At 44.2% G+C, this 14,805-nt stretch carries 12 protein-coding genes and 1 pseudogene; 9 read left to right on the forward strand and 4 right to left on the reverse strand.

What is annotated here, in order from left to right:
* Window positions 1-8: 8 nt before the first annotated feature.
* The gene (locus tag AC3CIA_RS04545; protein WP_488518594.1) at window positions 9-1,859 is read right to left on the reverse strand and encodes a sensor histidine kinase; all 1,851 of its coding nucleotides are present in this window, start codon (window positions 1,857-1,859) and stop codon (window positions 9-11) included.
* A gap of 163 nt (window positions 1,860-2,022) precedes the next feature.
* On the opposite strand from AC3CIA_RS04545, the pseudogene AC3CIA_RS04550 reads away from it, so the two are divergent.
* From AC3CIA_RS04550 to AC3CIA_RS04585, 8 genes and pseudogenes are all read left to right on the forward strand, one after another.
* Window positions 2,023-2,205 (forward strand): annotated as a pseudogene (locus AC3CIA_RS04550) (hypothetical protein); the annotation flags it as partial.
* 356 nt (window positions 2,206-2,561) lie between these two features.
* Window positions 2,562-3,860, forward strand: a complete 1,299-nt coding sequence (tig, locus tag AC3CIA_RS04555; RefSeq protein WP_004736079.1) for a trigger factor — start codon at window positions 2,562-2,564, stop codon at window positions 3,858-3,860.
* A 105-nt stretch (window positions 3,861-3,965) separates the two neighbouring features.
* Window positions 3,966-4,592, forward strand: a complete 627-nt coding sequence (clpP, locus tag AC3CIA_RS04560; RefSeq protein ID WP_004736080.1) for an ATP-dependent Clp endopeptidase proteolytic subunit ClpP — start codon at window positions 3,966-3,968, stop codon at window positions 4,590-4,592.
* Window positions 4,593-4,673: 81 nt separating this feature from the next.
* Window positions 4,674-5,954 (forward strand): ATP-dependent protease ATP-binding subunit ClpX, encoded by a 1,281-nt coding sequence (gene clpX, locus AC3CIA_RS04565; RefSeq protein ID WP_004736081.1) that lies wholly within the window; start codon window positions 4,674-4,676, stop codon window positions 5,952-5,954.
* A 132-nt stretch (window positions 5,955-6,086) separates the two neighbouring features.
* Window positions 6,087-8,438: an endopeptidase La gene (gene lon, locus AC3CIA_RS04570; protein ID WP_488518595.1), complete on the forward strand. Its 2,352-nt coding sequence runs from the start codon at window positions 6,087-6,089 to the stop codon at window positions 8,436-8,438.
* A 191-nt stretch (window positions 8,439-8,629) separates the two neighbouring features.
* On the forward strand, window positions 8,630-8,902 hold the full coding sequence (locus AC3CIA_RS04575; RefSeq protein ID WP_004736083.1) for an HU family DNA-binding protein: 273 nt from the start codon (window positions 8,630-8,632) through the stop codon (window positions 8,900-8,902).
* 220 nt (window positions 8,903-9,122) lie between these two features.
* On the forward strand, window positions 9,123-10,988 hold the full coding sequence (gene ppiD / locus AC3CIA_RS04580; protein ID WP_488518596.1) for a peptidylprolyl isomerase: 1,866 nt from the start codon (window positions 9,123-9,125) through the stop codon (window positions 10,986-10,988).
* Window positions 10,989-11,249: 261 nt separating this feature from the next.
* Entirely contained in the window at window positions 11,250-11,549 is a 300-nt protein-coding gene (locus AC3CIA_RS04585; protein ID WP_004736087.1) for a ComEA family DNA-binding protein, read from the forward strand.
* Here the strand turns inward: AC3CIA_RS04585 and rrtA are convergent.
* Window positions 11,540-12,088, reverse strand: a complete 549-nt coding sequence (gene rrtA / locus AC3CIA_RS04590) for a rhombosortase (protein ID WP_371725932.1) — start codon at window positions 12,086-12,088, stop codon at window positions 11,540-11,542. The two genes, AC3CIA_RS04585 and rrtA, sit on opposite strands and share 10 nt — an antisense overlap.
* A 9-nt stretch (window positions 12,089-12,097) precedes the next feature.
* Between rrtA and AC3CIA_RS04595 the strand changes: the two genes are divergently transcribed.
* On the forward strand, window positions 12,098-12,697 hold the full coding sequence (locus AC3CIA_RS04595; RefSeq protein WP_488518597.1) for a tRNA-uridine aminocarboxypropyltransferase: 600 nt from the start codon (window positions 12,098-12,100) through the stop codon (window positions 12,695-12,697).
* A 26-nt stretch (window positions 12,698-12,723) separates the two neighbouring features.
* Here AC3CIA_RS04595 and AC3CIA_RS04600 read toward each other — a convergent pair whose 3' ends face one another.
* The gene (locus AC3CIA_RS04600; RefSeq protein ID WP_146456832.1) at window positions 12,724-14,067 is read right to left on the reverse strand and encodes an anti-phage deoxyguanosine triphosphatase; all 1,344 of its coding nucleotides are present in this window, start codon (window positions 14,065-14,067) and stop codon (window positions 12,724-12,726) included.
* 54 nt (window positions 14,068-14,121) lie between these two features.
* Window positions 14,122-14,706, reverse strand: coding sequence for a 5'-deoxynucleotidase (gene yfbR, locus AC3CIA_RS04605; RefSeq protein WP_065104861.1), 585 nt, complete (start codon window positions 14,704-14,706; stop codon window positions 14,122-14,124).
* Window positions 14,707-14,805 lie beyond the last annotated feature (99 nt).

Consider the following 14,805-nt stretch of genomic DNA (forward strand, 5'->3'; position numbering starts at 1 on the left):
GTTTAATCTCAGTCTGTTGTTTTTGCTTTACGTAATGGTTCTTCTTGCTGTTTTTGTTGCTGCTGGTGTTCAACAAGGGGCAACTCTATGCTGAATCGAGCACCACCTTGAGGGCTGTGACCGGTAACGAGCTTGCCATTGATTCCGCTGATTATTTGTTGAGAAATCGATAACCCAAGTCCAAGTCCGTTTTTCTTGGTGGTATGGAAAGGTTCAAAAAAATCGCCACTCGAAGAGGAAATGAAGCCGGGGCCATTATCATCGACATGAATCAGCAAGGTGCTGGCTTGTTGATGGTCGGATTCCCTAATTTCTAACAGAATAGCTAATTGCTTGTCGTCTTGTTGTTCCATCGCCTGAATCGCGTTGGTCAGCAAATTAATGATCACTTGTTCCAATTGAATGGCGTTGGCGAGCACGCAAGCATCAAAGGTTTCAGGGAGTTCGTTAACCTTAACTCGTTCACTCTTGAGTTGTGGTTTCATCAGCTCTCTTGACGAGTGTAATACGGGAAGTATCTGCAACGTGTGTAGCTCTTCCGCGGTGGATTTCTTGGCGAAGGAGCGAAGCTGGTGGCTGATTTTCGCCATGCGATCAGTGAGCGCCGAGATTCGCGAGAGGTTGTCATCGACACGATCGATCTTTTCTTTGGCAAGAAACAGTCGGCCGTTGTCAGCATAACTGCGAATCGCAGCGAGAGGATTATTCAACTCATGGCTTATGCTTGCCGACATTTGCCCTAGCACCGCCAGTTTGGCAGCTTGGATGAGTTCGTCTTGTGTCTGCCTCAGTACATGTTCGGTTTCGGTACGATGTTTAATCTCGACATGCAGCTCTGATGTGCGCTCAAGCACTTGAAATTCTAGCTTTTGCTTGGCTTCAGATTGCAGTCTATCAATTTGGGCACGCCTTTGTTGTCGATGGTGATTGAGCTGCATCGTTAGATAAATAATCGCAAAGATAAGGCTCAAAACCACTAGGTAAGCCACCAGGTCCCACCAAACTAAGTGGGTCGGAGAAAATACTCGTATAGTGAGTTTCGGTTCGGCTAAGAAGCGTGAAGAGCTAAAGAATTGCTCTTGGACGAGCTTGTGCGGAGACTCAATATTGCTAGTCGCACTCTCGAAATCACCAGAGAAGTGAAGGCTTTCTATTTTGGTATCGAGATATTGTCTGCTTTCTTGAATTCGAGCTTGCTGTGCTTGGCTCAGCGGCTGAAGGCTTTTGAACAGCCATTCAGGATTACTCGACATGAATACGATTTGGTCTTTATCGTCAGCAACAAAAAAACTCTGTTTGCCTTTCCAACTTGCTTCAATCAGCGATAAATCCATCTTTACGACAATGACGCCAATAATCTCAGCGGCATAGGAGACGGGGTAAGAATAATAATAGCCTCGCTTCCCAGACGTTGAACCTAGCGCAAAATATTGATTCTCATTGCCCTGAATGGCTTGTTGATAATAGGGACGGAAAGCAAAGTTTCGACGAATAAAAGAACGCGGTTGATTCCAGTTACTGGCTGCGATAGTGGTGCCAATGCTGTCTAATAGATAAGTGTCGGACGCTTGAATCACCGAATTTACGTGCTCTAGATAGCGATTGGTGAGCTCGATTTGCGCAGAGTTACTTGGAGAGTGAAGGGCATCGACCAGTTCTTTGTCTTTTGAAAGCAGCTCGGGAATGTGCGCGAACTTATCCAATTGGCTTGAAATATGAACCGAAAAGCGGTTTAGCTTAGATTGATGATCATTTAACAAACTTTCATGACTAGTACTCCATACCCAATGACCGCCAAAGACCATCAGTAGACTGTATATGGCCATTAATAGTATTGGGATTCTAAAAGCTTGAAACATGAAGGCTCTCCGCTAATTTCTTTGGTAATCAATCAAGCCTGTTTTCTCTCATTTATGGTAGCAAATAGCGGTAGTTTTTGCTGAAAGGAGAAAGTCGACAGGTGGGGGTAGGTTAAGGGTTTGTAACGGGGATTGTTGAAAAAGTTATCGACTCTGAGGGGTAAAACAAGAGCAAGATCTCTTTTTAAGGTTTTTAGCAAAAAAAGCCCTCGATTCCCTTGAAAAAGTCGCTATTGTCCCCATTTCTGTTGTGCTAAGTGATGATTTGATCGTTTTTGTATCATTTAGTTGGACGAATTTAGAGCATTCATCATCATGCAGAGGTGAACGGCTCGACAGAGATTAAACAGATCGCTAGAATGTCGCATCTAAAATTTCTGTCCTGAGGCTAATCGGAGATACCTTTCTTGTTTCCGAAAACAAGCTTCACTGCTTTTTGTAAGTACGTGAGAACGTTTTATAAGTACGTGAAAACGTTTTATAACTGCGTGAGAACGTTCAATAAGCATGTGAAGAACGAAGATATCGCTGATTAGTCTGGTGTTTGGTTGAATGATCAATTCAGACATCAATGCTCGATTTTAAATTAGGTGTTCGGATAGAGCACTACACAAGAATGCAGCCAACAACGTCGGCTTTTGAATTAAAGCTAAGTTACGGCTCATATGCTCAGATTACTGAGCCAGTTTTGAGGTTTATATAATGCAAGTTACTGTTGAAACGCTAGAAGGCCTAGAGCGCCGTCTTAATATTACTGTTCCTGCTGCTAACATCGAAGATGCAGTTACAGCTGAACTACGCAACATCGCGAAAAACCGTCGTTTCGATGGTTTCCGTAAAGGCAAAGTGCCTATGAAGATGGTTGCTAAAATGTACGGCAAAGCAGTACGTCAAGACGTGATGGGCGAAGTAATGCAACGTCACTTCATCGAAGCGATCGTTAAAGAGAAAATCAACCCAGCTGGCGCACCTACTTTCGCACCAGTTGAAAACAACGAAGGCGCTGACCTAGTATTCAACGCAACTTTTGAAGTTTACCCAGAAGTTGAGCTGAAAGGTCTAGAAAACATCACTGTTGAGAAACCAGCAGTAGAAGTTAAAGAAGCTGACGTTGAAGAGATGATCGAAACTCTACGTAAGCAACAAGCAACTTGGACTGAAGTTGAAGCTGCTGCTGACGCTGGTTCTCGTGCAACTATCGACTTCGTTGGTTCTATCGACGGTGAAGAGTTCGAAGGCGGTAAAGCTGAGAACTTCCCACTAGAGATGGGTGCTGGTCGCATGATCCCTGGTTTTGAAGACGGTATCGTTGGTAAAACAGCAGGTATGGAATTCGAAATCGAAGTAAACTTCCCAGAAGATTACCACGCTGAAAACCTAAAAGGTAAAGCTGCTAAGTTCTCTATCAAGCTGAACAAAGTTGAAGCTCGTGAGCTTCCAGAACTAAACGAAGAATTCGTTTCTAAGTTCGGCGCGGCTGAAGGCGTTGAAGGCCTTAAAGCTGAAGTTCGTAAGAACATGGAGCGTGAGCTTAAGCAAGCTGTTAAGAACCGCATCAAAGAGCAAGCAATCGACGGTCTAGTTAATGAAAACAACATCGACGTACCTTCAGCTCTAATCGATCAAGAGATCGGTGTTCTACGTCAACAAGCTGCTCAACGTTTCGGTGGCAACACTGAAGCTGCTGACCAACTTCCACGTGAGCTGTTCGAAGAGCAAGCTAAACGTCGCGTAGTTGTAGGGCTTCTTCTTGGTGAAGTAATCAAGACTGAAGAGCTAAAAGCTGACGACGAGAAAGTTAAAGCTATCATCGAAGAGATGGCTACAGCATACGAAGATCCAACTGAAGTTATTGCTTACTACGAGCAAAACGAGCAAATGATGAACAACATGCGCAATGTTGCTCTAGAAGAGCAAGCTATTGATGCAATCATCGCTAAAGCTCAAGTTTCTGATAAAGAAGTTAGCTTCAACGAGCTAATGAATCAGCAACCTGCTTAATATAGTAATATCTGACGTAGAAGGTTGACGTACGGTCAACAATTCTGCTAACAATGGTCCGTATGATTTAATCATTCGGGCCATTTATTTTAGGGACATAAGAATATGAGCTACCAAGAAAAAAATACAATGCCATCGATTATGGACGCACTAGTTCCTATGGTGGTTGAACAGACTTCCCGTGGTGAACGTTCTTACGATATTTATTCTCGTCTATTAAAAGAACGTATCATTTTCTTAACAGGTCAAGTGGAAGACCACATGGCAAATCTTGTCGTGGCTCAACTGCTTTTCTTGGAATCAGAAAACCCAGACAAAGATATCTATCTTTACATCAACTCACCTGGCGGTAGCGTAACAGCGGGCATGTCTATCTATGACACAATGCAGTTCATCAAGCCAAACGTGAGCACAGTATGTATGGGTCAAGCTTGCTCTATGGGTGCATTCTTACTAGCGGGTGGTACTCCTGGTAAGCGTCACGTGCTTCCAAACTCACGTGTAATGATTCACCAGCCACTTGGCGGCTTCCAAGGCCAAGCGTCTGATATTCAAATTCACGCGCAAGAGATCCTAACGATCAAACAAAAGCTAAACAAACTATTGGCAGAGCACACTGGTCAGCCTTTAGAAGTTGTTGAGCGTGATACAGATCGTGATAATTTTATGTCTGCTGATCAAGCAGTAGAATACGGCTTGGTAGATTCAGTTCTTAATCACCGCGGTCAATAATTGCACGGCAATTGTTTAACGCAAAGTGATTCAAATTGATATACACTCAAGCATAGAGAGTAAAGGCTAAGAGGTTAGCGAATGACAGATAAAAGCAAAGAGGGTGGTAGCGGTAAACTGCTTTACTGCTCTTTCTGTGGCAAAAGCCAACACGAAGTTCGCAAGTTAATCGCAGGTCCTTCTGTTTACATTTGTGATGAATGTGTCGATCTTTGTAACGACATTATTCGTGAAGAAATTAAAGATGTTCTTCCTAAGAAAGAATCGGAATCGCTGCCAACGCCGCGTGAGATTCGTGAGCATCTTGACGACTATGTAATCGGTCAAGAATACGCGAAGAAAGTGCTAGCAGTTGCGGTATACAACCACTACAAGCGTTTGCGTAATGGTGACACGACAGCTGAAGGCGTAGAGCTAGGTAAGAGTAACATTCTTCTTATCGGTCCTACTGGTAGTGGTAAAACACTACTGGCTGAAACACTGGCTCGTTTCCTGGACGTTCCTTTCACAATGGCAGATGCAACAACACTAACCGAAGCTGGTTATGTGGGCGAAGATGTTGAAAACATCATCCAGAAGTTGCTTCAGAAGTGTGATTATGACGTAGCAAAAGCAGAACGCGGCATTGTTTACATCGATGAAATCGACAAGATTTCTCGTAAAGCTGAAAACCCATCAATCACGCGTGACGTGTCTGGTGAAGGTGTACAGCAAGCTCTACTTAAACTTGTTGAAGGTACAGTTGCTTCAGTTCCACCTCAAGGTGGTCGTAAGCATCCACAGCAAGAGTTCTTGCAAGTGGACACGTCTAAGATCCTATTTATTTGTGGCGGAGCGTTCTCTGGCCTAGATAAAGTGATTGAGCAACGTGTAGAAAAAGGTTCGAGCATCGGTTTTGGCGCAGAAGTGCGTTCAAAAGATGAAGCAAAAACTGTGGGTGAACTGTTCACTCAAGTTGAACCTGAAGATCTCGTGAAGTACGGTCTAATTCCGGAATTCATTGGTCGTCTACCCGTGACAACGACATTGACAGAACTTGACGAAGAAGCTCTAGTTCAAATTCTTTGTGAACCGAAGAATGCGCTTACTAAGCAGTACGCAGCATTATTTGAAATCGAAGAGACTGAATTAGAATTCCGCGACGATGCTCTACGTGCAATTGCGAAGAAAGCAATGGAACGTAAAACGGGTGCTCGTGGTCTGCGTTCTATCTTGGAGGGTGTTCTACTAGAAACTATGTACGAACTGCCATCTTCGACAGATGTAAGCAAGGTTGTGATTGATGAGTCGGTAATTAATGGTGAGTCAGAACCACTGTTGATTTACAGCAACTCAGATAACCAAGCAGCGGTTGCAGAGTAGGTCTTTTTTAGACAAGTCACTCAAATTGAAAAAGGAGGTAAGCAATTACCTCCTTTTTTTTATTCTTCCATTGAATCCAGTCGTTTAAGCCCCATATACTGCTTTATAAGTTAAAGCGGAAGAGAGAAATATATGAACTTGGAACGTTCCGAGCGTATCGAAATCCCCGTGCTACCTCTACGTGATGTAGTGGTTTACCCACACATGGTTATTCCATTGTTTGTCGGTCGTGAAAAATCGATTACTTGCCTTGAATCGGCAATGGAAGCTAACAAACAAGTACTACTTGTAGCGCAGAAAGAAGCGGACACTGATGAGCCTTCAATCGACGACCTATTTAACGTAGGTACAGTCGCTACTATTCTTCAGTTGCTAAAGCTGCCTGATGGTACTGTGAAAGTACTTGTCGAAGGTCAGCAGCGTGCAAAAATTCACCAGTTCAAAGAGAATGAGTTTTTCTTAGCGGATGCCGAATACGTTGTAACCTCAGAACTTGACGAAAAAGAACAAGAAGTGGTTGTTCGCAGCGCGATCAATCAATTCGAAGGCTTTATTAAGCTAAACAAAAAAATCCCACCAGAAGTTCTAACGTCTCTGAACGGTATTGATGAGGCTGCACGCCTAGCCGATACGATTGCAGCGCACATGCCACTTAAATTGGTTGATAAGCAGCACGTTCTAGAAATTGCAGATGTGACTGAACGTTTGGAATTCTTAATGGGCCAAATGGAGTCAGAAATTGACATCCTGCAAGTTGAAAAACGCATTCGTGGCCGCGTTAAGAAGCAGATGGAGAAATCTCAGCGCGAGTACTACCTGAATGAGCAAATGAAAGCGATTCAGAAAGAACTGGGCGAGATGGATGACGCACCTGATGAATTCGAGACTCTGAAGAAGAAGATCGAAGATTCTAAAATGCCTCAAGAAGCTCGTGAAAAAACCGAGCAAGAACTGCAAAAACTGAAAATGATGTCGCCAATGTCTGCTGAAGCAACAGTAGTACGTAGCTACATTGATTGGATGGTTGGTGTTCCTTGGGCTAAGCGTTCAAAAGTTAAAAAGAATTTAGCGAAAGCGGAAGAGGTCTTGAATGAAGACCACTACGGCTTAGAGCGTGTTAAAGAACGTATCCTTGAATACTTGGCAGTACAAAATCGAATTAACAAGCTAAAAGGTCCAATCCTTTGTCTTGTTGGTCCTCCTGGTGTCGGTAAAACCTCGCTAGGCCGTTCGATTGCAGCGGCAACGGGCCGTAAGTACACTCGTATGGCTCTTGGTGGCGTACGTGACGAAGCGGAAATCCGCGGTCACCGTCGTACTTACATCGGTTCACTTCCGGGTAAACTGATCCAGAAGATGTCTAAAGTTGGTGTTAAGAACCCACTGTTCCTATTAGATGAAATCGATAAGATGTCTTCTGATATGCGTGGCGACCCATCTTCAGCGCTTCTAGAAGTGTTAGATCCAGAGCAAAACGTTGCATTCAACGATCACTACCTAGAAGTAGATTACGATCTGTCAGACGTCATGTTTGTTGCAACGTCTAACTCAATGGACATTCCTGGCCCGTTACTGGACCGTATGGAAGTGATTCGTCTGTCGGGTTACACAGAAGATGAAAAGCTGAACATCGCTAAAAGTCACTTACTGGACAAACAAGTCCAACGTAACGGCCTTAAGCCTCACGAGATTAATATCGAAGATTCAGCTATCGTTGGCATTATTCGTTATTACACGCGTGAAGCGGGCGTGCGTAATCTAGAGCGTGAAATCTCGAAGATTTGTCGTAAAGCAGTTAAGAATATCTTGCTAGACAGCAGCCTTAAGTCTGTAACGGTTAACATTGATAACCTGAAAGAGTACTTAGGCGTTCAACGTCATGACTTTGGTAAAGCGGATGAGAGTAACCGTATTGGTCAAGTGACAGGTTTAGCGTGGACTCAAGTGGGTGGTGACCTACTGACTATCGAAACTGAATCAATGCCAGGTAAAGGTAAGTTAACGCAAACCGGTTCTCTTGGCGATGTGATGAAAGAGTCGATTCAAGCAGCCATGACTGTGGTTCGTTCTCGTGCGGAAAATCTGGGTATTAACACAGATTTCTACGAGAAACGTGATATTCACGTTCACGTACCGGAAGGTGCAACACCAAAAGATGGCCCAAGTGCGGGTATCGCAATGTGTACTGCATTGGTATCCAGTCTAACGGGTAATCCTGTGAAAGCTGAGGTCGGTATGACAGGTGAAATTACCCTTCGTGGTGAAGTTTTACCTATCGGTGGTTTGAAAGAAAAACTGCTTGCAGCACACCGTGGCGGCATCAAAACTGTCTTGATTCCTAAAGACAATGAGCGTGATTTGGAAGAGATTCCAGACAATGTAATCGCTGACTTAAAGGTGATTCCGGTCCAATGGATTGATGAAGTACTTAAAGTCGCGCTAGAACGAGATCCGTCAGGGGTCGAGTTTGACGTGAAAAAATAGTGATGCATAGCAAAAATAAGTAAAGAATTACGCTGATAGACCCGAAAAGGCTTGTCAGCGTTTTTTTTGGACGCTAAGTTATTTGACTAAAGCTGCAGCCCTTTTGCAATAAGGCTTGCGGCTAAATTAAAACCAAAATGGAACGTACAGTCATCGAGAAGTAGTCACAGATGACACATAGGGGAAAAACAGTGAATAAAACACAACTAGTAGAATCAATCGCAGAAAACGCAGACATCTCTAAAGCTTCAGCTGGTCGCGCTCTAGACGCTTTCATCGAAGCAGTTGGCACAACGCTACAATCAGGTGACCAAGTTGCACTTGTTGGCTTTGGTACTTTCAGTGTTCGTACTCGTGCTGCTCGTACAGGTCGTAACCCAAAAACTGGTGAAGAGATCCAAATCGCAGAAGCTAAAGTACCTGGCTTCAAAGCAGGTAAAGCACTTAAAGACGCATGTAACTAATTTTCACTGCTGAAACCTCAATTTTAGAGAGGGGAAGGCAGTAAAATGCGTTTACTGTTTGAAAAATGATGTTTCATTCTTAGACAGTATGTGTGCAAAGCACATTGAACTTATTTAAATTATGCGCATCCTACTGATGCGCATTTCTTTTTCTGATAATATCGCGTGAATAGATTTTTATTTTGAAGCCAATGCTTCATATCCGGAGAGCACTTAAATTATGATGGATCGATTACGCGAAGGCGTGAATAGCATCGCGGTAAAAATTATCCTTGGGTTGATTATCCTGTCATTCGTATTCGCAGGTGTAGGCAGCTACATCACCGGTGGCGGTAACAACGCAGCAGCTAAAGTTGGCAACACAGAAATTGCTCGTGGTGAGTTCGAACAAGCTTACCAAAACGAACGTAATCGTATGCAGTCTCAACTTGGCGATTACTTCGCTCAAATGCTTGCAGACCCTGCATACGTAGAGTCTTTCCGTAAATCAGTACTTGATCGCATGATCAACGATGTTCTACTTGAGCAGCAAGCTGAGTCACTAGGCCTACGAATCAGTGATTCTCAAATCCGTACAATGATTCTAGAAATGCCTCAGTTCCAAACTGCTGGTCAATTTGATCAAGAAGTTTATCAATCAGCACTGCGCCGTGCAGGTTTCAGCGCAGAAAGCTTCGCTGAATACATGCGTCGTGACCTAATGCGTAACCAGCTTGTGACTGCGCTTCAAGGCAGTGAATTTGTTCTTCAAGGCGAAATCGATACGCAAAGCAAACTTATTGCTCAAACTCGTGACATTCGTACAGTGACCTTGTCTGTTGCTGATCTAGCGAAAGACATCGAGCTAACTGACGAGCAAATCGAACAGTACTATTCTGAGAACCCTCAAGCTTACACTCGTCCAGAGCAAGCTAAGGTGTCTTACATCGAGCTTTCAGCTGAAGCACTTAAGTCTCAGCTTGAAGTAAGCGATGAAGAAGCACTGAAATACTATCAAGAGCACCTAGACAAGTACTCAACTGAAGAGCAACGTAAAGTTAGTCACATCTTAGTTCAAGGCGATGACGAAGCGAAAGCTCAGTCTATCCTAGACGAGCTAAATGCAGGCGCTGATTTTGCTACGCTAGCGGAAGAGAAATCTGACGACTTCGGCAGTGCAGATGTTGGCGGTGACTTAGGTTGGATTGAACGCGATGTTATGGACCCTGCATTCGAAGACGCGGCTTTCGCTCTTGAGAATATTGGTGATACTACTGGACTAGTTAAATCTGATTTTGGCTACCACATCATCAAGCTAGACGAAGTAAAAGCGTCTCAAGCTCAGCCTTATACAGAAGTAGCGGCTGAGATTAAGCAAGAACTACTAGATCAGCATGCTGTAGACCAGTTCTACGAACAGCAAACTGAGCTAGAAAAAGTAGCGTTTGAATTCCCAGATTCTTTGGATGATTCTGCTGAAGCTATCAATGCGAAGATCACGACAACTGATTTCATCTCTCAAGTTGACGCTCCAGAAGTTCTGATGACGCCTGCAGTTATGCAAGCTATCCTGAGCCCTGAAGTGAAAGAAGACGGTCTGAACTCTGAAGTTATCGAAGTTGCACCTGAGCACGTGATTGTTGTTCGTGTAGAAGAGACTCGCGATGAGACAGTTCTTCCTCTAGCTGAAGTGAAAGATCAAGTTGTCGCTGCATTGTCTGCTGTACAAGCTGAGCAACAAGCAGTTGAGCTAGGTGTTTCTCTAGTGAACGAGCTTAAGCAAGGTAACGAAGCAGTACTTGCAGATAACAACCTTGTGTTCACTGAACTTGAAACGATTGACCGTAACTCGCCACTAGCGGCGTCTGTATTCGCTCTAGCGAAACCAGAAGCAGGTCAAGCTGTGTTCGGTCAATCTAAAGACCAAGACGGTAACATCGTTGTTGTTGAGCTTTCTAAAGTAACGGCTGAAATCAACCCAGCTTACAGCACTCAAATTGGTGCACAGTTGGAACGAGTTGGTAATCAGCAAGACCTTACTAATGTACTAAACGTACTGCGTAAAAATGCAGACGTTGAATACTACGTAGTGGGTCAGGGTCAGTAAGCTCAGGTTAGTTTGAGTTAGCTTAGCTCGGTAGTTAGGCCTGTTTGGTGGCTGACTACCGAGAATCAACATGCGATGGTTGTTGTTTTGCAAATTAGGTTTATTCGATAAATAAGAATTGCGAGCCAACAAACAAGCTGATGAAAACAAGATGTATAACGAAGCGGGTCACTTAGGTGACCCGCTTTATTTTTGTCTGGTGATTGTGTTATCTAGTGCGGTAAATGCATAAGTTACGTTTTTTGTTCAAAGGAACGGTTTATGCGCACGATATATTCAACACTACTTCTTTCATTTCTGATGGCCCTTAGCTCCCCAGCGTTTTCTGATAGTCCAACTAAAGCTGAGCTTTACGATGGCATCGAGATTACGGTAAACATCAATACTGCGACGGCAGAAGAACTCTCAGCGCTATTAGTTGGTGTTGGGGACAAGAAAGCCCAAGAGATCGTCGATTACAGAGATCAAAACGGTGCGTTTACGACTGCTGATGATTTGGTGAGTGTGAAAGGGATAGGTGAAGCCACGGTTGAAAAGAACCGCGAAAGAATTCAACTTTGATCCGTTTTTCTACTTGTTAGAAATGAAGCGATAGATATGAAGCCTCCGGCCAGTGCACCTGCTAGGTGGGCTTCAATCGCGACACGAGCATTAATCAGTTCGCCAGTGGTGCTAGAAGGGCCAACAAGCTGCTCCCAAGCGATTTTAGCGATTAATCCCAACACTAACAGCCAACTTGATCTCCTACCGTTTAAAGCCTCACTGAGCGCGAATAAGCCAAACAACCCATGCAAAGTGCCAGATAGGCCAACATAGATCTGAATACTCGAAAACAGCAGAGCGATCCCTGTCACTAAACTAATCACAAGCAGAGCAAGAACAAGCTGTTTTTTACTCGGTTGAAACAGATAGCTGATGATCCATAAGCCTGCTAGATTCATCAGAAGGTGCGAGTAGTTGGTATGTGAAAAGTTTCCTGTTAGGATTCGCCACCATTGCCCCTCGGCAATCGCATTGCTATCCCAAACGACCCAAGCTTGTATTGGCTCAAATTGGAATAAGACGCATAAAAGTGAAGTGAAAATTAAAACAGGGTACACATTAAATCCATGTCTCGTTATTGCCCCCAATGCAGCAAGGCTTTGAAAGCTTGTATTTGTCAGTGGGTTACACCACTCGAATCGAATGTTGAGCTTATCATTCTTCAGCATCCATCAGAAGAGCATCGCCCGATGGGAACTGCGCGTATCCTCTCGTTATCTCTAAATAACAGCGTGACGCTTGTCGGTGAAGATTTTTCAGACAACGAACAATTGAACGCATTGCTGGCCGATGAACAGTACCAACATGTAATTTTATACCCAAGCGAAAACTCTGTTTTAGTTGAGTCGGCAACATCTCCTAATAAGAAGCTGCGTGTGATTTTATTGGATGGGACGTGGAAGAAGGCGTTCAAGATGTGGCAGGTGTCGAGTAACTTGCATGCTCTGAGCACAGTTCACTTACCGAAAGACCTCAAGGGTAATTATCGAATTCGTAAAGCCCCAAGTGAAAACAGCCTTTCTACCGTCGAAGCTGGCTATCATTTGCTTAGCTTGCTAGAGAGTGATGGCGACTTTACCCCGTTACTAACGGCATTTGACCAAATGATTCAGTTTCAAATCAATCAAATGCCGCCAGGTGTATTCGAGAAAAATTATTTAGATTAAGCCGTCACATTGAAGCGAGTACGCCGTTAAAATTCCGTATGAGCTGAGAACAATTGCTGATGCATTTTCTGCGCAAGGTCATCAGTCATTGATGAGATGTAATCCGCAATCACGCGCATCTTTCTTGATTCATCTTGATGTTGTAGCCATTGCTTCTTGATAGGCAGTGGCAGCAAGCGTTCAGGATCTGCGCTGAATGCTTCAAACATATCCATGATGATCTGTTGGCCTTTGTATTCGATGACTTGAACTTGGGGCACTTGAATCACGAACTCGCTGACAAAGTGTTTCAGTTTATCGAGTGTGCCATCCATGCTCGGTTCAAGCACGGCATTGTAAGCCAACAGCACATTCTCAAAGCTAGCATTCACTCGTTCAATCGAAATACTGGTCAACAGAGCGTTAACTATCCCACCAATCGCATCTTTTCGACGATACTGCTCACCAGAGAAAAGCATCTCTGTAATTGAATCTAGGTGTTCACAAATCCAAGGATCGGCCATCTCTTCAAGTTGAGGGTAAGCTGAATCTACCCATTGAGCTTTGGTCACAGAGCCAAGCACAATCGCATCTTCTAAATCATGCACGCCATACGCGATGTCATCAGCCAACTCCATGATTGAACAATCAAGTGACTTATATTTGGTCTTATTGTGCTCAAGTGGCTCGGTATGCGTTTTTCTTTTCTGTTTTAGAAGCTGTTGGTCGCTACTTGAAAGCGGCTCCAGTACCCAGTTAAAAAGTTCTTCATCATGATCGTAGATGCCTTTTGCAGGCATCCAGTCTTTGGCTCGGAGTTGTCGTTGGTGCTTAACAGGCTCAGACTGTAATTTAGCTTGAACTTCGCTAAGAAGTGAAGGGTATTTAATCAGCCCCAACAGAGTGCGTCGAGATAGATTCATCCCGTGATGTTCGGTGTAAGGTTCTAGCTGAGTGACAATGCGAAACGTTTGGGCGTTGCCTTCAAAGCCACCGTGGTCGCGCATCATGTAGTTGAGTGCGACTTCACCACCATGCCCATAAGGCGGGTGGCCAATGTCGTGAGCTAAACACAGTGAATCAATCAAGCTATCTGAGGGGAGAAGATCTCGAAACTCGGGCTGCTTTTTCTTGAGTTGAGCGACAATGCCAGTACCAAGTTGTGCGGCTTCTAGCGAATGGGTAAGGCGAGTTCGGTGGAAATCGTTTACCGTGGTGCCATGAACTTGAGTTTTTGCTTGGAGGCGACGAAAAGCCGCAGAGTGAAGCACACGCGCACGATCGCGTTGATACGGGCTACGATGGTCATCACGCCTTATTTTATGTTCATCGTCATTTCGATGTTGCCATTCTTGTTCGAGTTCAAATGGTGGTTCGAGTGGAGAAGTCAAAATAGCACCTATCAATCTGATTTATTTAGCTAATTACACTCAAGTTATACCCAGCTAGCTTATCTCGTCTAGTGATAATTCAAAGCTTGGCGCAAATGTGGTGAGAAAGTAGTCCATCTCCGGGCTTTTGCGTTGTGATAGCGTCTCTTCAAGCCTGCGTTTGGCCTGTTCGTATTCGTGGTTTCCCGCGCTGAGTTCTTCCAAGCATTTGAGGTAAGCACAGATAGTGTCGGCTTGCTTGACGATGCTTTGTTCTTCTTTGTTTGCTGTTCCGGATATTAAGAAGGGCGCGAAATCGTCTTGGAATTCTTCCGGTAGCATTGAAAGCAGTCTTTGTTCTGCTGCGGCTTCTATCTTCTTGTACTCTTGGGCGATGTCTGGGTTGTAGTATTTAACCGGAGTTGGTAAATCGCCCGTCAGTACCTCGCTGGTATCGTGGTACATGCCAAGCAGAGCAATGTGCTCGGGGTTGAGCTGACCATCAAACTTCTTATTTTTAATTAATGCCAAGGCATGTGCGACGAAAGCCACCTGCAGGCTATGTTCTGAAATATTCTCGCTTGAGATTGAACGCATGAGGGGCCAGCGTTGAATCAGCTTCATACGGGCAAGATGGGCAAAGAAATGGCTTTGTTTCATAAGAGTCCTTTCTAAACTGTGCTCCACTCGTATCATGTGTTCAACATAGTAATACGAGACAGCGGATACAAAAAAGGCTCCCAAACAGGAGCCCTTTAA

The sequence above is a fragment of the Vibrio sp. QJM3NY_27 genome, from assembly GCF_057785955.1.

Excerpts from the sequence above, each read along its gene's own strand:
- AC3CIA_RS04545 (WP_488518594.1), bottom strand. The coding sequence starts at position 1,859 with ATGTTTCAAGCTTTTAGAATCCCAATACTATTAATGGCCATATACAGT.
- tig (WP_004736079.1), top strand. The coding sequence starts at position 2,562 with ATGCAAGTTACTGTTGAAACGCTAGAAGGCCTAGAGCGCCGTCTTAAT.
- clpP (WP_004736080.1), top strand. The coding sequence starts at position 3,966 with ATGAGCTACCAAGAAAAAAATACAATGCCATCGATTATGGACGCACTA.
- clpX (WP_004736081.1), top strand. The coding sequence starts at position 4,674 with ATGACAGATAAAAGCAAAGAGGGTGGTAGCGGTAAACTGCTTTACTGC.
- lon (WP_488518595.1), top strand. The coding sequence starts at position 6,087 with ATGAACTTGGAACGTTCCGAGCGTATCGAAATCCCCGTGCTACCTCTA.
- ppiD (WP_488518596.1), top strand. The coding sequence starts at position 9,123 with ATGATGGATCGATTACGCGAAGGCGTGAATAGCATCGCGGTAAAAATT.
- AC3CIA_RS04585 (WP_004736087.1), top strand. The coding sequence starts at position 11,250 with ATGCGCACGATATATTCAACACTACTTCTTTCATTTCTGATGGCCCTT.
- AC3CIA_RS04595 (WP_488518597.1), top strand. The coding sequence starts at position 12,098 with ATGTCTCGTTATTGCCCCCAATGCAGCAAGGCTTTGAAAGCTTGTATT.
- yfbR (WP_065104861.1), bottom strand. The coding sequence starts at position 14,706 with ATGAAACAAAGCCATTTCTTTGCCCATCTTGCCCGTATGAAGCTGATT.